A 22,244-nucleotide genomic window follows, 5' to 3' on the forward strand; every position below is an offset into this window, starting at 1 on the left:
TCTTAGCAGATTTTTTCACCCGACTAATACGTTTGCACCGCAAGCGGCGAGGAGCATGACCATGGAGTTGACCCGTTTGAGATCCTTTCTGCTGACCCTGCCGGGCGCTCAGGAGGATACCCCCTTCGGCCCAGAGATCCTGGTCTATCGCATCGCCGGCAAGATGTTTGCCCTGCTGGACTGGCAGGCCGAGCCGCTGCGGCTGAACCTCAAGTGCGAACCCGAGCTGGCCCTGCTGCTGCGCGAACTCCACCCCGAGGTCAAACCGGGCTGGCACATGAACAAGCAGCACTGGAACACGGTCACCTTCAGCGATGGCCTGGCCGACGATCTCTGGCAGGGCTGGGTGCATCACTCCTACGAGCGGGTGGTGGCCGGTCTGCCCAAGGCCAAGCGCCCGCAGGCGCCGCAGCGATGAGCCCAGCCATGGCGGCAGAGCCCAGGCTCGTTCAGCTGAACGAGCAACACATCCCCGCCCTTTGCGCCCTGTTCGAGCAGTCGGTGCGAAGGATTGGCCCGCAGCACTACAGCCCGGAGCAGGTGGAGCAGTGGGCCCTCGGCGCCCATCACCCCGGCTTTGCCGGCCAGTTGCGCGAGCACCACGGCTGGATACTGGAGCAAGGCGGCGAGCCACTCGGTTTTGTCACCCTGAGCCAGGATGGCCACCTCAGCCTGCTCTATGTGAGCGCCGATCACCCGCGCCGGGGCTATGGCGGCCTGCTGCTGGCCGCGGCCCTCGCCGAGGCAAAACGGCTCGGACTCACACAGCTGACAACGGAAGCCAGCGCCTTCAGCTATGGGCTATTTTTACGGTATGGCTTTGAGCTGACCGGATTGGAGAGCGTGGAGCGCGGCGGGGTCGGTTTTATCCGTTATCGCCTGCACTGCCGCTTGCCAAGCTAGGTCCAGCCACTAAAATACGCACAGTTTTTTCGTATTGTTGAGGATTGAGGCCGCCATGGTTGTAGAAAGCGAAGGCTATATCGCCCTGATTGAGTATCTGGTGGAGAGTCTGGGACTGTTTGAAACCCAGCAACAGAGCTGTGGTGAACAGACCATCGAAGATCTGGTGAGCGGCCGGGTGGCCAGCAACCTGATGGCCATCTGCGAACAGAACCCGCAGCTCGATCCCAAGTTGCGCTTCGTGATCATGCAGGAAGCCGATGCGGTGGTGGCCGATCTGGAAGAGGTGCTCTCCGCCGTCTGGCTGCGCGCCCCGACCCCGGAGCAGAAAGCCTTCCTCGAAGAGTTCATCGATCTCATCAAGAACCTGTTTGACGGCGCCATCAGCTGATCACAATGGCGAACGCCAAGTTCGCCACTCCCTCGCAAATTTCCCGCACCGCAAACATGAAAAGGGCCGCCTTCAACGGGCAGCCCTGCTTGCTATCATTTCAACTCATCAAGCTTTTCAATGACTTTTATGAATTTTCGAGGCAAGAAATGTGTCTGGTCTTAGCCGCCATCCATGGTGGCTACTAGGTTAGGCAAAGCAGGTTCAATTTAGTTCCCGCTCATGACACATTTTTTTATGATTTTTTTCACTCTCCTGACAAAGCCCGATAAAAAGGCCGCAAACGCGGCCTTTTTCTTTTCACCATCAATGACAAGTAACAGATACCCGTCATCTTTACCTAGCGGTTGAGGCTCGGTGGCAGGCAGACGCCGATGCCCCCCAGGCCGCAATACCCGTCCGGATTCTTCTCCAGATATTGCTGATGGTAATCCTCGGCGTAATAGAAGGGCGCCAGCGGCAGAATGCGGGTGGTGATGGTACGCCCGTCACCGCTGGCCGTCATCGCCTGCTGGTAGGCGGCCAAACTCTGCTGGGCAATCGCCTCCTGGGTGTCGTCCCCGAAGAAGATGACGGAGCGGTACTGGGTGCCGATGTCGCCGCCCTGGCGCATGCCCTGGGCCGGATCGTGCTGCTCCCAGAACAGCTTGAGCAGATCGCCGTAACTGATCACCTTGGGATCAAACACCACCTGCACCGTCTCGGCATGGCCGGTCAATCCGCTGCACACCTCCTTGTAGGTGGGATTCTGGGTCACCCCACCCTGATAGCCGGCTGCGGTGGAGTAGACCCCGGGTTGCTGCCAGAACAGACGTTCCACACCCCAGAAGCAGCCCATGCCGAACCAGGCCACCGCCATCCCTTCAGGCCAGGGTCCCTGAGTCGGATGACCATTGACCGCATGCTGCTGGCCAATCACCATCGCCTCGCGGCGTCCCGGCAGCGCGTCTGCCGGCGAAATAATCTGTTCCATGCACCCTGTCCTTGTATAAAAACCTGTGCGATCGCACAGCTGACGAAAAGGAATATCGAAGATAACAGTTTATGGGCCGGGATCAACCTGAGGCGCACCGTCATACCGCTGACACCCCTTCCCCGCCTGGTGTCGCCGCTGTTCGGGCCGCCAGGCCGTCCCGATGACAAAATCGCGCCAAATCAATATTTAATCTTGATTTGTGAATTTATTTTCATATATTGAGCCCATTGCTGTTTTTTTATGGAAGAAGCCTCAAGTGCGTGAACGCGAACCCAGCCTGGTCTATGCCTTTCGGCAGTCAACCCCTTACGTCAATGTGCACAGAGGCGCTACCTTCGTGCTGATGATGGGGGGGGAAGCCCTCTGCCACCCCAATTTCGCCAATATCGTCAGCGATATCGCCCTGCTGCAGACCTTAGGGATACGCCTGGTGCTGGTGTTCGGCTCCCGTCCGCAGAACGATGAGGCGCTGGCCCGTGCCGGCATAGAGGCCCAGTACCACAAGCGCATCCGGGTCACCGATGACGAGAGCTTCGCCATCATCAAGCAGGTGTGCGGCGGGTTGCAGTACGACATCACTGCCCAGCTCTCCATGGGGCTCGCCAACACCCCAATGCAGGGTGCCCGCATCAGCGTGGTGAGCGGCAACTTCGTCACCGCCCAGCCGCTCGGGGTGGATGACGGCATCGATTTTTGCCACAGCGGCCGGGTGCGCCGCATCGACGTGGAGGGGATCGCCCGCCAGCTGGATCAGAAGAGCCTGGTGCTCATCTCCCCCATCGGCTGCTCGGTCACCGGCGAGAGCTTCAACCTGAGCTCGGAAGAGGTGGCCCGCCGGGTGGCGGTAGATTTGAAAGCAGACAAGCTCATCTGCTTCAGCAGCACCCAGGGGGTGATGGACCGCCACGGCGAGGCCATCTCCGAGCTCTTCCCCGAGCAGGCCGAAGAGCTGCTGGTGGAGCTGGAGCAGGCCGGAGAAGAGATGTCCGGCACCGCCCGCTATCTGCGCGCGGCCATCGCCTCCTGCCGCGGCGGCGTGCCCCGCTCCCACCTGGTGAGCTATCAGGATGACGGTGCCATGCTGCAGGAGCTGTTCAGCCGCGACGGCCTCGGCACCCAGATCGTGCGGGAAAGCGCCGAGCAGGCGCGCGCCGCCACCATCGAGGACATTGGTGGCATCCTGGATCTCATCCGCCCGCTGGAGGAGGAAGGGATCCTGGTCCGCCGCTCCCGCGAGCAGCTGGAGATGGAGATCGACAAGTTCACCATCATCGAGCGCGACGGCCTCATCATCGGCTGCGCGGCGCTCTACTGCTTCATGGAAGAGGCGATGGCAGAGATGGCCTGCGTCGCCATCCACCCCGACTATCGCAACTCCAACCGGGGGGATCAGCTGGTAGCCAAGGTGGCCGAGCGGGCCAAGCGGCTCGGCATCCGCCGTCTGTTCGTGCTCACCACCCGCTCCATTCACTGGTTCCGGGAGCGGGGCTTCGATCCGCTGGAGGTGGAAGATCTGCCGGTGGCGCGCCAGCGCCTCTACAACTGGCAGCGTCGCTCCAAGGTTTTGTCAAAGACAATCGTATAAGTCATTGATTTTACGTTGGCTTGGCTGACTTTTTGAACTTTTTCACAAACTCGATTGACAGTGCAATCCAACGCAAGGTATTTCTAAATGCACTCCACCGCCCTGGTGGAGCCAGAAGAGGAGCGCTGCCCAGGCAGCCCGAGGGAGGACACCAGTGTCCGGTGAACTTGGGTCAGGGGGAGCAGCGCCGAGACATCTGAGGCAACTGGATACCTCAGTGTCGGCTGCGGGGGCTGAATCCCCCGGGTTGTCATCGGTAGTGGTCATCCCCCACCGCGCCCCGTCAGGGGCGGGTACGGGATGGGCTCTGCGGGTGGAGTGCTTCTGGCCGGGATAGCTTCGATCATTCCTGCCATTTTCAGCCTCCTCCTCTCTTTTTGCCCGATGGATCCGGATTTTCATATTAAGACAGGAGTAAGCAATGAGCCCGATCAATGTCGCCAAGTTTGGCGGAACCAGCGTCGCCAACGCGGCAGCCATGAACAACTGCGCCGAGGTGGTGCTGGCCAACCCGGCCACCCGGGTGGTGGTGCTGAGCGCCAGCGCCGGCGTCACCAACCTGCTGGTGGCACTGGCTCAGGGTGATCTGGACGAGGCGGGCCAGGAGGCGCAACTTGCCAGGCTCACCGAGATCCAGCAGGCCATTCTGACCGAGCTGGGTGATCCTGGCGATCTGAGTGACCTCATCCACGGCCAGCTCGGCGAGATCCGCACCATGGCACGCCAGGCTCATCTGCACACCGATGCCGAACTGGCGGATCGCCTCATCGCCTGCGGCGAGCTGATGTCCACCCGCCTCTTTACCGAGCTGCTGCGCCAGCGCGGCGTGAAAGCCTGCTGGCAGGATGCGCGCCAGCTGCTGCGCACCGACAGCCGCTTTGGCAAGGCCAGCGTGGATCTGGCCGCCACCCGCGCCCTCTGCCAGGCCGCGCTGGGCCCGCTGCTTGGCGACAGCCTCATCATCACCCAGGGCTTTATCGGTGCCGACGGCGATGGGCGCACCACCACCCTGGGCCGCGGCGGCTCTGATTACAGCGCGGCCCTGTTGGCCGAGGCACTCGACGCCGGAACCATCGAGATCTGGACCGACGTACCCGGTATCTACACCACGGATCCGCGCCTGGTCACCCGGGCCCGTCCCATCCCCGAAATCAGCTTCGTGGAGGCGGCCGAGATGGCCACCTTCGGCGCCAAGGTGCTGCACCCGGCCACCTTGCAGCCAGCGGTACGCCAGGACATCCCGGTGTTTGTCGGCTCCAGCAAGGATCCGGCCGCTGGCGGCACCTGGATCCGCGCCAGCACTCGCACCAATCCGCTGTTTCGCGCCGTGGCCCTGCGCCGCAACCAAGTGCTGGTCACCCTGCACAGCCTCAACATGTTCCACGCCTACGGTTTTCTGGCCGAGGTGTTCGGCATCCTGGCCCGCCACCGCATCTCGGTGGATCTCATCACCACCTCGGAGGTGAGCGTGTCACTGACCCTGGATCACACCGGCAGCCAGAGCAACGGCGAGCCCATCCTCGGTGACAAGGTGCTGGCGGAGCTTGGCCAGCTGTGCAAGGTGCAGGTGGAGACGGGGCTGGCGCTGGTAGCGCTCATCGGCAACCGGATGAGCGAGGCGGCCGGGGTGGGCAGTCAGGTCTTTGACGCCATTCGCGAGCACAACATCCGCATGATCTGTTACGGCGCCAGCGCCCACAACCTCTGCTTCCTGGTCAAGGAAGACGAGGCGGGCCACATCGTCAACCGCCTCCACCAGGAGCTGCTCGACTGATGTACTGACACCGCATGGAAATAATAAAGAGGGGCCGGCTGGCCCCTCTTTTTATATGTGGTGATATGAAGATTAAATCTAAATGCGGTTCTCCCTAGCCCACCAGGGTCGGCACCGGCAGCAAGTTGGCCCGGATCTCCTCGCGCAGCCCTTCCAGTCGGCTCAGCAGCGCCGCCTGACTTAAGCCCGCCTCGTCGGGGCCCAGGTTGTCCACCAGCTCGGCGAAGTGTTCGGTCACCGCCTGCTGCAACCAGTCGAGCCGGCGCAGGGTGAGCGGGCCGCAGCTCTTGCCGCTGAGATCGTCGGCAATGTCGAGCCGATGGCTGCGATACATGTCGCGCCACCAGTTGGCAGCCAGCGCTTCCTCGCTGGCCAGCGCCGAGCGCCACTCCCCCAGCAGGCTCTGCAAGCGGGCCAGCACCGGTGCGCTCGCCCCCTCCCGGGTCAGGTGTTGCAGCTCCCGCTGCGCCCAATTGATGCACAGGCCGCGCCAGTAGCGAAACTGCGCCAGCGGATCCGGCTCGTCGAGCCACAGGCCCGAGAGGGTGCGGGTCTCCAGCCGCTCCGGCACGTGAAATGCGGGATCGGTGAGGCCGTTGGAGTTGAATTCATGGCGGGGGTCAAAGGGCCACATGTAGCCAAAGTCAAACACGCTGATCTGCTGGCCGTCGTCGAGCAGGTTGCCAGGGCTCGGATCCCAGTCGAACCAGCCCCAATGGGCCAGCTCCGCCTGCACCGCCAGCATCTGCGCCAGGTTGCGCTCGTTCAGTTCATGCACCGGCACGCCCCGTAGCCAGGGGGAGACCAGCACGCCCGCGCGGGCCGAGCCAAAACAGGTACAGACCACGTTGGCCAGGATGGTGGGGTGCAACTCCCGCAGGGCCTCAATCTCGCGGCGGCGCTCCAGCTCGGTCAGAAAGGCGGTTCTGCCGTCCACGTTGGCCACCAGGGAGTCGTGCCGGCGCCGCTTCAGGCACCAGTGATGTCCCTCCACCTTGAGGTGGAACACCTCGGCGGTGAGGCCGTGACGATAGACCTTGAGCACCGCCGGATGATCCTCCTTGAGTCGCACCAGCTTGGCCACGGACAAGGGACAGTCCTGCTCGCGCCCGATCCGGATCTCCTGTTTGCTCTCCAGCATGCGGAGCAATCTTGCCTGACGTGCCGCTACTTTGGGATTCATACATGTACCTCCATCCATATTGAGAGACTAAGCAGCAAGGCAGAGGCAGGCCAGCGGCAAAGCGCCATGATGACGCTTTCATCACAGAATGAGTGTGGCCCCCGGATCGGGATCACAGTTTGCATGGTTTCACGGTCACGCAATGTTCATTGTTCGGTCATTAAATTGACAACAAGGAACAAGCCCATCACCATCGGGTCAAATTAAATGCAGCGGCCATGTTTCATCGTCACTCGCTCAAAGGATGAGCCCATATGAAAGCCCCCACTTCAGCGCGCTTGTCAGCCAGGGTGCCCGCTCTGCCCGCCGTGCTGCTCGCCATGCTGGCCGCGCTGCTGCTGCTGACCCTGTTGCTGCCGCAGATCAACCCCGCCAGCTGGCTCGGCCGGGCCCAGCCGCTGGTGCTGGGGCCGGCGGACAACCCCATCGCCACCCTCACCCGTCACGCCCTGCTCTACAAGAGCGACAGCCGCGGCCTCTATCTGGTGGTTCGCAGCCAGTGGCAGTTGCGCGGGCCGCTGCAGGAGGGTGACAAGGTCAGGGTGGAGCTGCTCAATGAGAGGGGCGAGCGCATCGATCAGCTGAGCCAGCCGGTGGACAAGCGCCAGCAGTGCCGCAAGGGGCGCTGCACCCTGGATCTCAACAGCACCCTGCGTGCCCCCGACGACGCCCTGGCCAGCCGCTATCAGCTGCGGATCGGCCTGCTGCTCAAGGAGAGGCCCGAGAGCGGTGAATTCAGCCAGATCCTGCAGACCCTGCCGGAGCGGGGTTTCAACCTCACCTATCTCTGCACCAGCCTGCTGCTGGTGCTGGCCCTGAGCGCCGCCGTGCTGAAGGTGGTGCTGCCCACTCTCAGGCGCAATCTGCGCTGGCGCATCGCCGGCAGCCTGCTGCTCGGCAACCTCACCTTCGTGCTGCTGCACGGCTTCGTGGTGTTCAAACTGGGGGAGTTTCTGCTCTGGTCAGGCTTTCGCCCGGAGCACTACTACCTGGCCTGGGGCAGCATGGTGCTGGGCTGGAGCCTCTGCGCGCTGGCGGGCTTCAACCTCTACATGGGGCTGGTGTTCACGGCGCTGTCCGGCATCGGGCTGCTGGCGAATTTCATGAAGATCGCCATCTACGGGGTACCGCTCGGGGGAGACGATCTCGGCAACCTGGTGGCGCTGCTGCGCATCCTGCTGGAGCAGCACCCGGTGCTGCCGCTGCTGGGCGGCGCACTCGCCCTCTTCTTGTGCTGGCGCTTCGCCCTGTCGCGCTGGATCCTGCGCACCCTGGCCGCCACCGCCGCCTTCTTTGCGCTGTGCGTGTTCGCCACCCAGACCGGCAACAAGCTGCTGGGGCCCAACATTCGCTACGTGGACAGAGCGGTCAACTACCACAGGGACATCATCCGCTCGGGGCCCGGCCTCTATCTGTTCAACCTGGTGGACGAGATGCTGCAAAGTGGCAGCGTGTTTCGCTATCCCTTGCAGATCAACGAGTTCACCCCTCAGCTCAGCCACGTCAGCCTGAGCCAGCCGCCCCGCTTCGATCTGGTGATCGTGCTGCAATATGAATCCCTCTGGCTCGGCTGGCAGGGCAAGATCTGTGCGCCACCCCCCACCCTGAGCCTGCCGGCCAGCGTGCAGCAGTGGCACAAGACCATCCACTCTCCCACCACCGGCGGCATGACGGTACTGGCGGAGTTCGAGATGAACACCGGCCTGCCGGTGGGGCTGCTCAAACAGGGGGTGGTGCCCTACTACTACCTCTCGGAGCAGGTGCCGGGCCTGGCGCAAAGTGCGAAGCAAAGTGGCTACCAGACCCTGTTTGCCCACCCCTATGTGGAGAAGTTCTGGGGCCGCGCCAAGGCGATCCCGGCCCTTGGCTATGAGGAGCGCTGGTTCGATACCCGCTTCTCCACGCTCGAGCACAAGGGGCTCTATATCTCGGACGATGCCCTCATCGACCACCTGCTCAAGCGCAGCGAGCAGGATGAGCAGCCGCTGTTTGCCTACGCGGTCACCATGCAGGGGCACGGCCCCTTCGACGGGGATCGCTACCAGGCCCAGCAGCTCGACAAAGCCTGCCCGGATCAGAGCGACGCCGATCGCCAGTTGCTCAACACCTACTACACCGGCGTGGTGGATGCCATGGCGTCGCTGGAGCATCTGCTGACCAGCCTGGATCGCTCAGGCAAACGCTACCTGGTGGTGGCGTTTGGCGATCACCAGCCGTTCCTGATGTCCGCCGGCAAGGGCATTCACGGCGACAAGCCACCCCGCGATGCCAGCTACCAGATCCCCATGATGGCCTTTGCCCGCACCGATGATCCCCTCAATCTGGCGACCCAGTTTGCCCCGGTGCGCCAGCTCTATCAGATGGGCCAGGCCACTCGCCAGCTGCTGGCGGGCGACATGACCCCCATCCCGGATCTTGCCCTGCTCCACCCGGTGCTGGGCGAAGAGAAGGGATTCGATGTCGCCCCTCTGGTGCCGCAGATCCGCGCCAGCTTCCGGCCCGACGCCCTGCCCTGATCCCCGCTACCGCGGGACAGATGACAAAGAGGTCGCCCAGGCGACCTCTTTGTCTATTTGCCGATGCGGCCATGGCAGCCAAAGCGGGCTCACTCGCCGAGCCAGGGCTCGCACAGGGTGAGGCGCTGGGCATCGAGATCCAGCATCGCCTCGATGCCAAGGGGCAGAGTCAGCATGGGGTGGGTGTGGGCGCAGTCATACTCCGCCAGAATGGGGAAGGTTGGCTCCCCCACCACCTCCAGCAGGATATCGAGCGGCCGCCGGCCGCTGCCCTGACTGTCGAACAGCTCGTGTTTGCCGAGCACCAGGGCGCCGATGCGATCAAATACCCCGCACAGCTTGAGGTGGGCAAACGAGCGCTCCACCGTCGCTGCCAAATGGAGGCTGTCTTCCAGCAGCAGAATGTCCCCTTGCTCGATGGCCGGCATATAGGGGGAGCCCCAGATCCCCGCCATCGTATTGAGGTTGCCGCCGATAAGCCGGCCACGCACCCGACCGGTGCCCACCGAGATCAGTCGGTTGGGTTGGCACTGCTTGGCCCGGGTCTGGTTCTCCCAGTCAAGCCGCTCCTCGGTCCACTGCGCCGGGGTCGGCACAGTGTGGGGCGCGGCAGCGCCCCCGGCCTGGCAGATCTGGCGAAAGCCCGCCAGCGTTTCGTCCACCAGCGGCGAGAGCTCGCCGAACGAGGCCACCAGCGCCGGGCCGTAGAAGGTGACGAGGCCGGTACGGGCATGAATGCCTAGCAGCAGGGCCGTCACGTCGGAGTAGCCGATGACTATCTTGGGATCGCGCTTGAGCGCATCAAAATCGAGGTAGGGCAGCAGGGAGTTGGAGTTGTTGCCGCCAATCACCGACATGATACAGCGCACCGCTGGATCGCGAATGAGGGCATTGAGCTCGTCAGCCCGGGCGGCGATGGAGCCGGATCGCCAGTGATCCTGCTGGCCGGTGAGGCTGCCCGCCTTGAGTCTGAAGCCTTGCCCTTCCAGAAACGCCCCGGCACGGGCAAAGCGGTTTGGCGCCCAGGCGGTGGCCGCACTGGAGGGAGAAAAAAAGCCGATGGTATCGCCGGGCTTGAGCCCCGGCGGTTTGAGCAGAGCCATGAATTGCGTACTCCCTGACAGAGATGATGGGGCCCCGCTCCCGGGGCCCACGGACAAAAACAGTCTCCATCCTAGTCCAGTTCCAGCGAGCATCACAAGTGGTCACCTTGGGTTGTTTTGTTCATAAAAACAAAACGACTGATTTGAAATTGACAGATATCCCGAACAACAGCCCCTGCCTAGAATGGCCCCACTCCGCTCGTCAGCCCCGCGCTGGCATTTTCGACACGACTCGGCACTGCCGGCTCAGCGATGAGGCCTCCATATGAACAGAACCACCTCTCCCCACGCATTGGTCGTCGAAGGCGGCGCCATGCGCGGCATCTTCGCCAGCGGTGTGCTGGATGCCTTCATCGAGCACGATTACCACCCTTTCGACTTTGCCATCGGCGTCTCGGCGGGCGCCACCAACCTGCTGGCCTATCTCGCCAGCCAGCATGGTCGCAGCCACGACATTCTGACCGAACTGGCCTGCCGCCAGGAGTTCATGGATCCGCTGCGCTTCGCCAAGGGGGGCAATCTGGTGGATATCCACTGGCTATGGCACACCAGCTGTCGCAAGTACCCGCTGGACGTACACAGCTATCGGCAAAGCGGCATTCCCTTCTACGCGGTGGTGACCAACACCCTGACCGGCAAGGCGGAGTACATCCGGGTCAAGCCGGAGAACATGAACGAGGTACTGCCCGCCAGCTGCGCCATTCCCCTCGCCTCTCGTGAATACCCGGAGGTGCACGGGGTGCCGATGACCGATGGCGGGGTGGCCGACTCCATCCCGGTGATCGAGGCCTACCGGCGCGGCGCCCGTCAGCTGACGGTGATCCTCTCCGAACCACTGGGCTATCGGCTCAAACCGATGCCCTTCCCCTGGATGATCCGCACCCTGCTGAAAACTCGCCCCGCCCTGGCGCAGGCACTGGAGCAGCGGGATCGCAACTACAACGAGGCGCTCGATTTCATCGCCCATCCGCCGGCGGACTGCCAAATAGAGGTGATAGCGCCGGCCGACTACTTCCCGGTCTCCCGCTTTACCCGTGACCCCGACAAGCTGGAGCTCGGTTACGTGATGGGCAAGTGCGCCGGCTATCAGGCGGCTCTATTCAACTAGCACCGACAGAGAGTGATGCAGCCGGGCAACAGGCCGGCTCGTCCAACATCGCAACCCAGCCGTAACCTCGTTTGGGGAAGCAGAGCATCAAGGTCGACAACCGGTGGGGATCTGTCGTCGGCCAGCGCGTGGCTCCGCTTCCCCTTTTTTCTTAGCCGCACAAAGAAGCGGCGCAAGCCATCGCCTACGCCGCTGTTACCCCCAGATGAACTGTCGGTTATTCCAGCGTGATCGGACCGGTCGAGCCGGCATCCGTATCCTGCCAGCTGCTTTCGCTGCGCACTCGGGGATCGCCCTGCAGGGTATAGAGGATCATCCCCTGACGAAACTGCAGGGCACCGTCGGTGCGCTTGGCTTTCACCTTGACCTCGTTGACCCACACCTGTTCCTTGCCGTCGATCCGGATCTCGGCCACGGTCTGACCGGTGCCGCTGTTCTTGGCGGTCCACTTGCCCTGATAGGGAGAGTCCCCCTTGGCCATCGGCAACGCGGCCGCTTTGCCTGCCGACCAGGATTGCACGGTGCAAAGGCCGTTGGCGCGCTTGTCGTGCTTGATGGCGTAGTCGATGTTGGGCTCGCTGGTGGCGGAATCCGAGGTGATGCCGATCATGATCTTGCCGCTCTGGGCCGAATAGGCATTGGGGGCATCGGTTTTCAGGGTGGCCTTCTTGCCGTTGATGTAGACGCTTCCCCCTTCTCCCTTGACCTGGATATTCATGGGGCAGCTGGCGCTGAAGTTGGGCACGGCCGCCGCAACGCTGCCAGCATGGGCGGTGATGGCCAGGGTGATGATGGTCAACAGAGCTGATTTCTTGTGCATCTTGATTCGCCTTGAGAGAGATGAAATTCATCCATGCCGGATGTCGTCCTGATGGCACACACTCTAGTGCTGACGGCTCACCGCCGCCCAGTTAAAAAATATGAAATTGGCAGCGGGCCATTATTAAAAAATATTAAAGATAAAAATCAACAAGTTATGAGCATACATTGGCACATTTCCCGCTGATGGCCAGGGAAGCGGCACCGCCAGCACCCACAAAAAAGCCGATAACCAAGTTATCGGCCTATATCACAACAGCAGGAACGCAGGCTTAAACCAGCACGGCAGTGCCGCTGATGCTGACCATCAGCATGCTGCCGCTTTGTCCCACCACCTCGTAGTCGATGTCGATGCCGACCACCGCATTGGCCCCCAGTGCCGCGGCGCGCTCCTTGAGCTCGTCGAAGGCGATTTCCCGGGCCCGGGCCAGCTCTTTTTCATAGGCACCGGAGCGGCCGCCGATGATGTCGCGGATGCCTGCGAACAGATCCTTGAACACGTTGGCGCCGAGAATGGCTTCGCCCACGACGATGCCGCGGTACTCGCGAATGGTCTTGCCTTCCAGGGTGGGAGTGGTTGAGAGGATCATCTTGCTTTCCTTGTGGAGTGTACTGGGGAGACAGCCTAAAGCAGCGCAGGGGACCAGGCAAGCAGACAGACTCGATACGTGCCAGTCAGACCCTGGCTGATCGTGCCCCATATCCCGAAGCCACAGCCCGTTGGCAGGCCTGTTTACCGGTGGAAGGCACCGGTGAAAAGCAACACCGGGCCACCGGCATGCCCCGTGCAGACGCCCCTTTCATTAGCCGATCCGGCTCAAACATCAAGTGACAAAACTATCAGTTGTGGCCCATTTTGCCTTTCCCTAGGGTGAGTCTGTCCCGGCACCAGCGCGGGGACAGACCCACTTCGTCACGAGGAGAGCAGCATGATGCAGCAGGATACCCGACTACCTCACCCCACCCTCGCACTGGGGGCATGTTCCCCCGCCAGCCCGCTCGCCGACACCGCGATGGAGGCCATGTCATGACCACGATCGCCACCCTGGATCTGGGGGATCAAGGTCTGCTGGCCGCCTACCTGTCGGCGACCTCACCCGCCCTGCTCAACCAGACCTATGCGAACTTGCTGTTGATGCAGCAGTCCTTGGCCAACAGCGAGATCGACTCCACCCTCGCGGTAAAAATCGAGGCCTATCAGGCCCAGATGATGAATCAGGCACGCTATTACCAGCAGACCAACCTGTCCGGTCTTATCCACCTGCTGAGCAACGGCTCCAACTTCTACGCCCTGGTCGCCGCGTTCAACCGCCTGCTGGGTCAGGAAGACGACGCCGCCGTTCTCGCGGGCGGGGCCCGGCTGGGACAGCAACTGACGTCCCTCGTCGATCAGGCCCAGAGCTACCGGCTCAATGCCCAGGCACTCAATACCCGCGTGCAGGTGGCCTGGGGCTCCCTGCGCCCCCTGATGACCCAGTTCAACGGCGTGATCACCCAGCTCGAGCAGGATCTGATGGCCGACGCCAAGCGTCAGACCGAGATCATTGACGCCCTCAACCAGGCTATCGCCGCCAATATCCAGGCGATCGTCGATGAGGGTGGCAAGGCCGGTGAAGGGGTCAACCAGCTGGGGCGGGCCATCGTCACCTCGCTGACGCTGGAGCAGAAACCGGCCGACAAGGGGGCCAAACCCGCCACGTCGCAGGAGATAGCCAAAGAGACCGATCAGCAGACCCAGTACATGATCTCCGGCCTCAAGGCGCTCTCCTCAGGCATCGCTGGCTCCAGCCAGGCGGCCCGCGAGCTCAAGACCAACACCGACAAGCTGGCCCAGGCCTATCAGGCGCTGGCCGCCACCAACACCCTGCTGAGCGTGGCCAAGTCGGTGCAGGCGCAAAACCAGCTGTTTGTCGACACCTACAACCGGGTTGCCGACACCGTCACCCAGTTGCCCACAGGCTGGCAGAAGGTGGCCGACGCCTACCAAGGGGCCGTGCCCGTGGTCACTGACCTCAACAGCCCCGACGACGTACGCCAGCTGCGGCGCACCGTGGCGCTCAACACCCAGTCCTGGCAGCTGCTCTCGAGCCAGGTTGACGACATCAAGGCAGCCTACGCCGGCAACGGCATCCTGCCCGACGCTTAATCCCACCACGCAAGGACACGTCAAATGACCAACGCAACAACCATCACCATGGACCAGGGTATGGCCAACCAGGCTTCCCAAGCCATGCAGATCCAGACCTACTGCAACAGCGTCAAGCAGCAGGTGCCGGTTGACTTCAGCCAGTTCCCGAACCTCAAGGACAACCAGACCCAGATCAACCAGGGGCTCGATCTGGCGAAGGGGCACGCCGACCTCTATCTCAATACCATCCAGCCGCAGATCATCACCAACATCAGCAACATCTCCAACTACTTTGCCCTGCAAAACGCCATTCCGGCCGTGCTGCCACCCGGCTCCACCAAGGCGCAGTGGCTCAGGCAGCTGAGCGTCATCAAGGAGCAGGCCACCGAATATCAGCGGCTCTCCGCCGACACCCGCCTGGTGATCGTCAATCTCAACAACAACCTCATCACCGACTCCAGCAACTTCCAGGGAATCGTGGTGAACCTCAACAGCAAGGTGCAGGGGGATAACGGGGTGCTCGCCCAGCTCAACGGCGACATCGACAAGGTAAACGCGGCCATCGACGGCGCCATCGCCGGCATCGTCGCCGGGGGGCTGCTGGTGATTGGTGGCGCCTTCGTCACCGCCATCGGTGCCGTGGCTGACTTCGTCACCGCCGGCACCTCGACCCCGGTGGTCATCGGCGGGGTTGCCATGATGGTCGCCGGGGCCGGCGGCATCACGGCTGGCGCCATTGTGCTGCACAACTCGCTGGGCGCCCGTCAGGATCTGTACCAGAAACGCAGCAGCCTCAACAGCGAGGTGCTGATCGCCACCCAGATCGGCAACGGCTACAAGGGGCTGCAGGTGCAGGCGCAAAACGCCGTCACCGCCGCCACCCAGATGAGCAACGCCTGGGACTCCCTCACCTCCGATCTGGGCAGCCTGATCACCGACCTGGACAAGGGGATCACCAGCGGCGACGACATCCGTCAGCTCTGGCTGACCGCCGCCGACACCACGGTCAAGACGGTGCTCACCGACGTCACCACCATCAAGGCCCAGATGGCCGGGGTAAGCCCGCTGCAAGTGCCGCAGACCGACACCATCGCCAACTTCGTGGCGCGCCTGGCCGCCTAAACCCCGGGAGGGCGGCCTGGCCGCCCTCTTTCATAAGGAGACCCCATGAGCAACGGCATTCTTTCCCAATCCATTGCCAACATGCAGCAGGCCGAAGCGACCATTCAGTCCTTCAGCGGTCTGCCGCAAAACGCCGTCAACATCCAGCAGAACGTCGGTGAGGTGGTTGCCGCCCTGCTGCCCCAGGTGCAAACCATGCAGCAGCAAGTCCTGGCATTTGCTGCCCGCCTGGAGCAGCAACTGACCCAGCAGCTGGCCAATACCGGCCCCTTCAACCCCGATGCGCTCAAGGCGTTCGTCGATCTGGTCCAGCAGGAGATCGCCCCCATCCAGACCCTGACCGCCCAGACCCTGACCGCCAGCCAGACCGCCAACGATCGCATCACGCAAGACAACATCGCGTTGCAACGGATCGGCGTGGAGCTGCAAGCCACCATCGCCGGGCTGCAATCCAACCTGGGCGGCGCCCGCCAGGAGCTGGACTCCCTCAACAAGAAAAAACTCTACCTGCTGGGGCTGGGATTGCTGGGGCTGCCGGGTCTTATCGCCCTGGCCGTCACCCTGACGCAGACCCAGAACAAGGTGAGCAGCCTGGAGGGACAGGTGAACCAGATTGAGGGGCAGATCCAGCGTCAGCAAGGCTTCCTCGGCCAGACGACGGCCTTCTCCCAGCAATTTGGCTCCCTCATCGATCGGGTGAGCAAGGTCGGCAACACCATCACCCTGCTCGGCGGTGACATTGCCAACGTCGCCCGCGATGCCGGGCAAGGAGATCCGGAGCTGGCGCGGCTGTTCTTCACCGCCGCCCTCACCGAGGTGCGCACCCTGCTGGTGGATGCCTCCTGATACCCCAGCAACAAAAAAGGAGAGGCCAAGGCCTCTCCTTTTTCATAGTGCGCGTTTCATGGTGCGCGGGGGCATTGCCGCCCCGGCACGTTTGCCCCAAGCGGCTTAGTGCAGCTTCAGGGTCGGGCGCAGCACCCGGTTGATGCGACCCACCAGCATGATGAGGCCGGTCTTGACGTAGCCGTGCAGGGCGATCTGGTGCATCCGGTAGAGCGAGATGTAAACCAGACGAGCGATGTAGCCCTCCACCATCATGGAACCGCGCATCAGGTTGCCCATCAGGCTGCCCACGGTGGAGAAGCGGCTCAAGGATACCAGCGAACCGTGGTCGTGGTAGAGGTAGGGCTTGAGCTCGCCGCCGTTCATCTTGGCCAGGATGTTCTTGAACGCCTGGGTTGCCATCTGGTGGGCAGACTGGGCGCGCGGCGGCACGAACTTGCCGTCCGGCTGCGGGCAGGCGGCGCAGTCACCGATGACGAAGATGTTCTCGTCACGGGTGGTCTGCAGGGTCTCTTTCACCACCAGCTGGTTGATGCGGTTGGTCTCAAGACCGGCGATATCCTTCATGAAGTCCGGCGCCTTGATACCGGCCGCCCACACCATCAGGTCCGCTTCAATCAGCTCGCCATCCTTGGTGTGCAGACCCTCGCTGGTCGCTTCGGTGATCATGGTGGCGGTACGCACGTCCACGCCGAGCTTGACCAGCTCCTGATGGGCAGCGCCGCTGATGCGCTCCGGCAGCGCCGGCAGGATGCGGGGGCCCGCTTCCACCAGGGTCACCTTCAGGCTGTCGGTGGTCAGATTCTTGAAGCCGTAGGCATAGAGCTGCTCGACCGCGTTGTAGAGCTCGGCAGAGAGCTCGACACCGGTGGCGCCGCCGCCGACGATGGCAATCTTCACCTTGTCGCCAGGCTGGTATTCGGTGGCGAACTGCAGGAAGCGGTTCATCATGCTGTTGTGGAAGCGGTGCGCCTGGGTGGGGCTGTCCAGGAAGATGCAGTGATCCTTGATGCCCTTGGTGTTGAAGTCGTTGGAGACGGAACCGATGGCCATCACCAGGTAGTCGTAGGGCAGCTCGCGCTCGTTGACCACGATGTCGCCGTTATCGTCGACGATCTTCCCCAGCACGATGCGTTTCTCGTCGCGCTTGATGTCGGTCAGGGTACCCAGCTGGAAGTCGAAGCCGTGGTTCTTGGCGTGGGACTGGTAGCTCAGGGCGTCGATGCCCGCGTCCATGGAGCCGGTGGCCACTTCGTGCAGCAGGGGTTTCCACAGGTGGGTACGGTTGCGATCAACCAGGGTGATCTTGGCCTTGTTCTTCTTGCCCAGCTTGCGGCCCAGGCTGGTGGCCAGCTCCAGACCGCCGGCACCGCCGCCGACGACAACAATATTGGTCATGGTTAATTACCTCGGTTCCATTAAAGCGAAGGGAGCCATCGGCTCCCTTGATAGTTGAATCCATGACGTGACGATCAATCAGGCTTCTTTGAAAGCCTTCATCTGTTGCAGGTGATGAGAGATGTTCTTGAACTTGTGCGTCTCTCGCTCATCCCACACGATGTTGTAATAATTCTTCAATTCACGCTCAGTTTCGCCATTATCGCGCACTTCATCCTGAACGGAAAGGATGCAGAGGCAATTTCCTGAATTTTTACTACGAAATTCAGACACACATTTGGTGCCGATATCCTCGTACTCTTCCGGTCGGTCGATCTTGCCCTGCATGGTGATTTCGGGGTGCAGGTTGGGGTTGAAGATCACCTGTTTGATACCGCACAGGAAGCCGATGCGCTCGCTCCAGTACCCACCCAGCCCCACCCCGCAGATGAGGGGCTTGGGATCGGTGCTCATGTCGAGCTGCTTCTTCACTTCCTTGAGCAGGTGACTCATGTCATGACGGGGGTGAACCGTGCTGTAGTGCACGAAACGCACATCATCATCAATAAACTGCAACTGCAGCACTTTCTCGTGATTGCCCGGGCTGGTGGCATCGAAGCCATGCAGATAGATGATCATGGATAAGACCTCAGGATCTGTGTCGGTTTTATCGAAACTACCCCAGCGGCGGGGCCCTGCGCCACCAAAACATCCTACTTTCTTGCTTTGGATCACGCCCTCGGTTACGGATGAAACCAGACGGAGCGCAACAGTCCACTGCCGGCTATCAATCTGAGAGCCCGACCGACCGAAATGATAACCGGGCTACCAATCTGAAAGCCCGCCCCCATCGACTGGCAAACGATTGTCAGCCATCGGCGCGTGCAAGCGTGATCCCGCCTGCAAAAATACGCATGAACAGGGCCAACAGACACCCATGCATGCCGGCTGAGCACGGTTCCTGCACTCCCCCTGCGATACCGCGTGAAGGCGACCTTCGCCTGTGCGGCCGGATCCAGGGCGACCCGGACCCCATCCATGAACGGGGCAGCCAGCCTGCCCCATCTTGCCCGGCCAGAGCCGCCGGGTCGCAAGGAGTGATCTGTTCATGAACCAGACCCAGCCCCCCGGGGCGGCCATGGGCCGCGCCATCGACGAAGTGGAGCGCCTGCTCCCCCCCGGCCAGCTCTTTACCCTCGGCCTGCAGCATGTGCTGGTGATGTATGCCGGCGCCGTGGCGGTGCCGCTGGTCATCGGCGGCAGCCTGGGGCTGCCCAAGGATCAAATCTCCTATCTCATCAGTTCGGATCTCTTCTGCTGCGGCATCGTCACCCTGCTGCAGTGCCTTGGCATCGGCCGCTTCGCCGGGATCCGCCTGCCGGTCATCATGTCGGTCACCTTCGCCGCCGTCATGCCCATGCTGGCCATCGGCGCCAACCCGGCGCTGGGGCTCACCGGCATCTTCGGCGCCACCATCGCCGCCGGTATCCTCTCCACCCTGCTGGTGCCCCTCATCGGCCGCTTGATGCCGCTCTTCCCCACCGTGGTGACCGGGGTGGTCATCACCTCCATCGGCATCAGCATCATGCAGGTGGGCATCGACTGGATGGCGGGGGGCAAGGGCAACCCCGAGTACGGCAGCCTGCGTTACATAGGCACCAGCTTCCTGGTGCTGGCCTTCATCTTGCTGGTGACCCGCTTCACCAAGGGCTTTTTCAGCAACATCTCGGTGCTGCTCGGCATCCTGTTCGGCTTCGGGGTGGCCATCGCCATGGGGGAAGTGAGCCTGGACGGCCTGAGTGAAGCCGCCTGGTTCGCCCCCATAGTGCCGTTCGCCTTCGGCTGGCCCACCTTCGATCCCATCTCCATCGCCACCCTCACCGTCATCATGCTCATCACCTTCATCGAGTCGATGGGGATGTTTCTGGCGCTCGGCGACATCGTCGGCCACCCGGCCAGCCGGGGCGACATAGTGCGCGGCCTGCGGGTGGACGGCATCGGCACCATCATCGGCGGCATCTTCAACAGCTTCCCCCACACCTCCTTCTCCCAGAACATCGGCCTGGTGAGCGTGACCGGGGTGTCGAGCCGCTGGGTCTGCGTCATGTCGGGGGGGATCCTGCTCGCCTTCGGCCTGGTACCCAAGATGTCGGTGCTGGTCGCCTCCATTCCCCCCTTCGTGCTGGGGGGCGCCGGCATAGTGATGTTCGGCATGGTACTGGCCACCGGCATCCGCATCCTGGCCAGGGCCGACTACAACAGCAATCGCCACAACCTCTACATCGTCGCCATCAGCTTAGGGGTCGGCATGATCCCCACCGTCTCCGGCCACTTCTTCCAGCACTTCCCCGCCGCCCTGCAACCGCTGTTTCACAGCGGCATCCTGCTGGCCACCCTCAGCTCGGTGCTGCTCAACCTCTTCTTCAACGGCTACCAGCCGGATCTGCGCCACCAGCCGAGGCCCCTGCTGGTGGGGCCGGTACGCCCGCCCGCTCAGCCGCAACCAGGCAAACCCGCCCCATAAAAAACCGCCGGGCAGCATGGCTGCCCGGCGGTTTCATTCAGCAAGCCTGTGTTAGCCGCGGGTCTGGGCGAAACGCTCCACAGCCGCTTCGACCAGCGCCAGGCTGCCCTGCCAGAAGGCGCTCTGGCAGATGTCCTGGCCCAGGTGCTTGGCCACCAGATCTTCGGCGCTCATGCGGCCGGTGTCCCGCAGCAGGTCGCGGTAGGCCTGGGCCACATTAGTTTCCCCCGCCGCCTGACGGCTCATCAATTGCTGATAGACGCCGAGACTGAACAGATAGCCGAACAAGTAGGGATAGTTGTAAAAACCCAAGCCCGCGATGGAGAAGTGCGCCTTGGCCGCCCAGAACAGGGGGTGATAGCGGCACAGACTCTGCTCGTACCAGCGGCCCCAAGCCTCGTCGGTCAGCGCCTTGAGCCGCGCCGGCGAGACATAGCCCGCCGCCCGCTCCGCCACCAGGGCGCGCTCGAAATCGAAACGGGCCGGGATATTGACCAGGAAGGTGGCGGCGCCGTCGGCTTCCGCCCAGGCGATGGCCTGTTGCTCTTCGGGGGTCTGCGCCTGCTCGAACAGGGCGCTGCGCACCAGGGTCTCGGCGAAGATGGAGGCGGTTTCGGCCAGCGTCATGGGGTAGCTGCGCTGGCTCATGGGCAGATCGCGAATGAGCCAGTTGTGCCAGGCGTGGCCGAGCTCATGGGCCAGGGTGATGACGTTGTCCATGGTGCCGGCATAGGTGATGAAGACCCGCGGCTCCACCGGCTCGGCAAACTTGGTGCAGTAGGCCCCGGTGCGCCGGTTGGGGGTGGGCGCGGCATCGATCCACCCCTTTTCGGCCATCATGCGGGCAAACTCACCCATCTCGGGATCAAAACGGGAGAACGCCTCGGCGATGATCTCGATCGCCTCCTCGAACGGGATCTCGCGGCTCACCGCGGCCGGCGGCGGGGCAAACAAATCCTCCGGCCCCAGCTCCTCGATGCCGAGGCGCTCGGCCATCAGCCCCAGCGCCCGCTGACCAAGCCCGCGTGCACGCCAGGTCTCCTGCATCAGGGTATCCAGGGTCGCCCGCTCGATATGGCTCTGATGGCAGGAGAGATCGAGCGCATCGAGCTGGCGGCTGCGGCCGCGCTGGCGCGAGAGCTCAAGCCGCCAGCCATTGATGGCGTTGAGAATGGCAGCCACCGTCTCCTGCTCCCCCTCCCAGCCGGCGCTGATGGCATCGAACGCCTCCCGGCGCAGGGCACGCAGCGGGCTGGAGAGCAGGTTGCTCGCCTCGGCCAGCCCCATCTCGCGGCCATCGATCACCAGCCGGATCTTGCCCACCAGATCGTTGTAGAGGTTGCCCCAGGCGTGCAGACCGTCGGTGCCAAGGCCGATCACCAGCTGCTCCGCCTGCACCGGCAGGCGCTGATCCTGCAAGCGGCGCTCGTGACGCAGCCGGTACGCCTCCTCCCCCAGCAGGGAGTCGGCCATCAGCTGCTCGAATTCAGCCTCCGGCAGGGCCAGCATCAGATCCTCGACCGGGGCCAGGGTCTTGAACAGATCGGCATTGAGGGCGCGGGCGCGGGAGGCCAGCTGCTTGGCCAGCTCGTCGCGGGCATCCTGACTGCCCTGACAGGCTGCCAGCACGGCCAGGTTCCAGCCGATGTTGCGAATGCGCTGGGCCCGCAGCCGCACCTCACGCAGAAAATCCTGCAGCGCCTGCGCATTGGCTCGCACGGCGCCAAGCCCCTCGATGAACAGGCCGAGCTCGCCCACACTGGCGCGCGCCAGGGCGAGATCGGCTGCCACCTGCGGGCAGTCGAGGGCGGGATAGATATGCTGGTTTTGCCACTGTTGTGGGTAGATTCGTTGCTGCATCAAATGCTCGTCATCAGGTTGCGGGGCCG

20 protein-coding genes and 1 riboswitch are annotated in these 22,244 nt (G+C 62.9%); of the genes, 12 read left to right on the forward strand and 8 right to left on the reverse strand.

The genetic code is table 11. The annotated features are described in order from the left end of the window. Nucleotides 1-61: 61 nt before the first annotated feature. From E5E96_RS20300 to E5E96_RS20310, 3 genes are read left to right on the forward strand one after another with little or no spacing between them, the layout of a single operon-like run. A complete protein-coding gene (locus E5E96_RS20300; protein WP_016351046.1) occupies nucleotides 62-418 on the forward strand; it encodes an MmcQ/YjbR family DNA-binding protein in 357 nt (118 codons plus the stop codon). Continuing rightward, entirely contained in the window at nucleotides 415-903 is a 489-nt protein-coding gene (locus tag E5E96_RS20305; RefSeq protein WP_171282980.1) for a GNAT family N-acetyltransferase, read from the forward strand. Before E5E96_RS20300 ends, E5E96_RS20305 begins: the two co-directional genes overlap by 4 nt. A gap of 55 nt (nucleotides 904-958) precedes the next feature. Further along, nucleotides 959-1,294, forward strand: coding sequence for a DUF3802 family protein (locus E5E96_RS20310; RefSeq protein ID WP_016351048.1), 336 nt, complete (start codon nucleotides 959-961; stop codon nucleotides 1,292-1,294). A 340-nt stretch (nucleotides 1,295-1,634) separates the two neighbouring features. Here the strand turns inward: E5E96_RS20310 and msrA are convergent, their stop codons facing one another. Continuing rightward, complete coding sequence (gene msrA / locus E5E96_RS20315; protein WP_024944924.1) at nucleotides 1,635-2,267, reverse strand: peptide-methionine (S)-S-oxide reductase MsrA; 633 nt, start codon at nucleotides 2,265-2,267, stop codon at nucleotides 1,635-1,637. A 259-nt stretch (nucleotides 2,268-2,526) separates the two neighbouring features. Here msrA and argA point away from each other — a divergent pair, with 259 nt between their 5' ends. After that, on the forward strand, nucleotides 2,527-3,855 hold the full coding sequence (gene argA / locus E5E96_RS20320; RefSeq protein WP_045527013.1) for an amino-acid N-acetyltransferase: 1,329 nt from the start codon (nucleotides 2,527-2,529) through the stop codon (nucleotides 3,853-3,855). A 107-nt stretch (nucleotides 3,856-3,962) separates the two neighbouring features. After that, a riboswitch (Lysine riboswitch) is annotated at nucleotides 3,963-4,187 on the forward strand. A gap of 89 nt (nucleotides 4,188-4,276) precedes the next feature. Further along, complete coding sequence (lysC, locus tag E5E96_RS20325) at nucleotides 4,277-5,629, forward strand: lysine-sensitive aspartokinase 3 (protein WP_011706390.1); 1,353 nt, start codon at nucleotides 4,277-4,279, stop codon at nucleotides 5,627-5,629. A 94-nt stretch (nucleotides 5,630-5,723) separates the two neighbouring features. On the opposite strand, the gene E5E96_RS20330 is transcribed toward lysC, so the two are convergent. Beyond that, on the reverse strand, nucleotides 5,724-6,812 hold the full coding sequence (locus E5E96_RS20330; RefSeq protein WP_171282981.1) for a hypothetical protein: 1,089 nt from the start codon (nucleotides 6,810-6,812) through the stop codon (nucleotides 5,724-5,726). Between the two features lie 254 nt (nucleotides 6,813-7,066). Here E5E96_RS20330 and E5E96_RS20335 point away from each other — a divergent pair, with 254 nt between their 5' ends. Further along, on the forward strand, nucleotides 7,067-9,328 hold the full coding sequence (locus E5E96_RS20335) for an LTA synthase family protein (RefSeq protein WP_171282982.1): 2,262 nt from the start codon (nucleotides 7,067-7,069) through the stop codon (nucleotides 9,326-9,328). An 89-nt stretch (nucleotides 9,329-9,417) separates the two neighbouring features. Here E5E96_RS20335 and E5E96_RS20340 read toward each other — a convergent pair whose 3' ends face one another. Continuing rightward, nucleotides 9,418-10,431 carry a S66 peptidase family protein gene (locus E5E96_RS20340; RefSeq protein WP_171282983.1) on the reverse strand — a complete coding sequence of 338 codons (1,014 nt, stop codon included), beginning with the start codon at nucleotides 10,429-10,431 and terminating at the stop codon, nucleotides 9,418-9,420. Between the two features lie 265 nt (nucleotides 10,432-10,696). Between E5E96_RS20340 and E5E96_RS20345 the strand changes: the two genes are divergently transcribed. Then, nucleotides 10,697-11,539: a patatin family protein gene (locus tag E5E96_RS20345; protein ID WP_171282984.1), complete on the forward strand. Its 843-nt coding sequence runs from the start codon at nucleotides 10,697-10,699 to the stop codon at nucleotides 11,537-11,539. A gap of 217 nt (nucleotides 11,540-11,756) precedes the next feature. Here E5E96_RS20345 and E5E96_RS20350 read toward each other — a convergent pair whose 3' ends face one another. Then, on the reverse strand, nucleotides 11,757-12,359 hold the full coding sequence (locus E5E96_RS20350; RefSeq protein WP_171282985.1) for a hypothetical protein: 603 nt from the start codon (nucleotides 12,357-12,359) through the stop codon (nucleotides 11,757-11,759). Nucleotides 12,360-12,392: 33 nt separating this feature from the next. Here E5E96_RS20350 and E5E96_RS20355 point away from each other — a divergent pair, with 33 nt between their 5' ends. Next, nucleotides 12,393-12,545: a hypothetical protein gene (locus E5E96_RS20355; protein ID WP_171282986.1), complete on the forward strand. Its 153-nt coding sequence runs from the start codon at nucleotides 12,393-12,395 to the stop codon at nucleotides 12,543-12,545. 85 nt (nucleotides 12,546-12,630) lie between these two features. Here E5E96_RS20355 and E5E96_RS20360 read toward each other — a convergent pair whose 3' ends face one another. Further along, nucleotides 12,631-12,948, reverse strand: a complete 318-nt coding sequence (locus E5E96_RS20360) for a heavy metal-binding domain-containing protein (protein ID WP_011706400.1) — start codon at nucleotides 12,946-12,948, stop codon at nucleotides 12,631-12,633. A gap of 437 nt (nucleotides 12,949-13,385) precedes the next feature. On the opposite strand from E5E96_RS20360, the gene E5E96_RS20365 reads away from it, so the two are divergent. The 3 genes from E5E96_RS20365 to E5E96_RS20375 are packed head-to-tail and all read left to right on the forward strand — an operon-like array spanning nucleotide 13,386 to nucleotide 16,454. Further along, the gene (locus E5E96_RS20365) at nucleotides 13,386-14,504 is read left to right on the forward strand and encodes a hypothetical protein (protein WP_171282987.1); all 1,119 of its coding nucleotides are present in this window, start codon (nucleotides 13,386-13,388) and stop codon (nucleotides 14,502-14,504) included. A 24-nt stretch (nucleotides 14,505-14,528) separates the two neighbouring features. Continuing rightward, nucleotides 14,529-15,608 carry an HBL/NHE enterotoxin family protein gene (locus E5E96_RS20370; RefSeq protein ID WP_017408109.1) on the forward strand — a complete coding sequence of 360 codons (1,080 nt, stop codon included), beginning with the start codon at nucleotides 14,529-14,531 and terminating at the stop codon, nucleotides 15,606-15,608. 45 nt (nucleotides 15,609-15,653) lie between these two features. Then, nucleotides 15,654-16,454, forward strand: coding sequence for a hypothetical protein (locus tag E5E96_RS20375; RefSeq protein ID WP_171282988.1), 801 nt, complete (start codon nucleotides 15,654-15,656; stop codon nucleotides 16,452-16,454). 105 nt (nucleotides 16,455-16,559) lie between these two features. On the opposite strand, the gene E5E96_RS20380 is transcribed toward E5E96_RS20375, so the two are convergent. Beyond that, complete coding sequence (locus E5E96_RS20380) at nucleotides 16,560-17,852, reverse strand: NAD(P)/FAD-dependent oxidoreductase (protein ID WP_011706404.1); 1,293 nt, start codon at nucleotides 17,850-17,852, stop codon at nucleotides 16,560-16,562. Nucleotides 17,853-17,930: 78 nt separating this feature from the next. Next, on the reverse strand, nucleotides 17,931-18,470 hold the full coding sequence (ycfP, locus tag E5E96_RS20385) for an alpha/beta hydrolase YcfP (RefSeq protein ID WP_016351064.1): 540 nt from the start codon (nucleotides 18,468-18,470) through the stop codon (nucleotides 17,931-17,933). 469 nt (nucleotides 18,471-18,939) lie between these two features. Between ycfP and E5E96_RS20390 the strand changes: the two genes are divergently transcribed. Continuing rightward, nucleotides 18,940-20,355 carry a nucleobase:cation symporter-2 family protein gene (locus E5E96_RS20390; protein WP_171282989.1) on the forward strand — a complete coding sequence of 472 codons (1,416 nt, stop codon included), beginning with the start codon at nucleotides 18,940-18,942 and terminating at the stop codon, nucleotides 20,353-20,355. Nucleotides 20,356-20,406: 51 nt separating this feature from the next. On the opposite strand, the gene E5E96_RS20395 is transcribed toward E5E96_RS20390, so the two are convergent. Continuing rightward, entirely contained in the window at nucleotides 20,407-22,215 is a 1,809-nt protein-coding gene (locus E5E96_RS20395) for a M3 family oligoendopeptidase (RefSeq protein WP_171282990.1), read from the reverse strand. Between the last annotated feature and the right edge of the window lie 29 nt (nucleotides 22,216-22,244).

The sequence above is a fragment of the Aeromonas sp. 1805 genome (assembly GCF_013085525.1).
Classification (GTDB): domain Bacteria; phylum Pseudomonadota; class Gammaproteobacteria; order Enterobacterales; family Aeromonadaceae; genus Aeromonas; species Aeromonas hydrophila.

Coding starts and splice junctions, on each gene's coding strand:
- E5E96_RS20300 (WP_016351046.1), top strand. CDS start 62: ATGGAGTTGACCCGTTTGAGATCCTTTCTGCTGACCCTGCCGGGCGCT.
- E5E96_RS20305 (WP_171282980.1), top strand. CDS start 415: ATGAGCCCAGCCATGGCGGCAGAGCCCAGGCTCGTTCAGCTGAACGAG.
- E5E96_RS20310 (WP_016351048.1), top strand. CDS start 959: ATGGTTGTAGAAAGCGAAGGCTATATCGCCCTGATTGAGTATCTGGTG.
- msrA (WP_024944924.1), bottom strand. CDS start 2,267: ATGGAACAGATTATTTCGCCGGCAGACGCGCTGCCGGGACGCCGCGAG.
- lysC (WP_011706390.1), top strand. CDS start 4,277: ATGAGCCCGATCAATGTCGCCAAGTTTGGCGGAACCAGCGTCGCCAAC.
- E5E96_RS20330 (WP_171282981.1), bottom strand. CDS start 6,812: ATGAATCCCAAAGTAGCGGCACGTCAGGCAAGATTGCTCCGCATGCTG.
- E5E96_RS20335 (WP_171282982.1), top strand. CDS start 7,067: ATGAAAGCCCCCACTTCAGCGCGCTTGTCAGCCAGGGTGCCCGCTCTG.
- E5E96_RS20340 (WP_171282983.1), bottom strand. CDS start 10,431: ATGGCTCTGCTCAAACCGCCGGGGCTCAAGCCCGGCGATACCATCGGC.
- E5E96_RS20345 (WP_171282984.1), top strand. CDS start 10,697: ATGAACAGAACCACCTCTCCCCACGCATTGGTCGTCGAAGGCGGCGCC.
- E5E96_RS20350 (WP_171282985.1), bottom strand. CDS start 12,359: ATGCACAAGAAATCAGCTCTGTTGACCATCATCACCCTGGCCATCACC.
- E5E96_RS20355 (WP_171282986.1), top strand. CDS start 12,393: ATGCCGGATGTCGTCCTGATGGCACACACTCTAGTGCTGACGGCTCAC.
- E5E96_RS20360 (WP_011706400.1), bottom strand. CDS start 12,948: ATGATCCTCTCAACCACTCCCACCCTGGAAGGCAAGACCATTCGCGAG.
- E5E96_RS20365 (WP_171282987.1), top strand. CDS start 13,386: ATGACCACGATCGCCACCCTGGATCTGGGGGATCAAGGTCTGCTGGCC.
- E5E96_RS20370 (WP_017408109.1), top strand. CDS start 14,529: ATGACCAACGCAACAACCATCACCATGGACCAGGGTATGGCCAACCAG.
- E5E96_RS20375 (WP_171282988.1), top strand. CDS start 15,654: ATGAGCAACGGCATTCTTTCCCAATCCATTGCCAACATGCAGCAGGCC.
- E5E96_RS20380 (WP_011706404.1), bottom strand. CDS start 17,852: ATGACCAATATTGTTGTCGTCGGCGGCGGTGCCGGCGGTCTGGAGCTG.
- ycfP (WP_016351064.1), bottom strand. CDS start 18,470: ATGATCATCTATCTGCATGGCTTCGATGCCACCAGCCCGGGCAATCAC.
- E5E96_RS20390 (WP_171282989.1), top strand. CDS start 18,940: ATGAACCAGACCCAGCCCCCCGGGGCGGCCATGGGCCGCGCCATCGAC.
- E5E96_RS20395 (WP_171282990.1), bottom strand. CDS start 22,215: ATGCAGCAACGAATCTACCCACAACAGTGGCAAAACCAGCATATCTAT.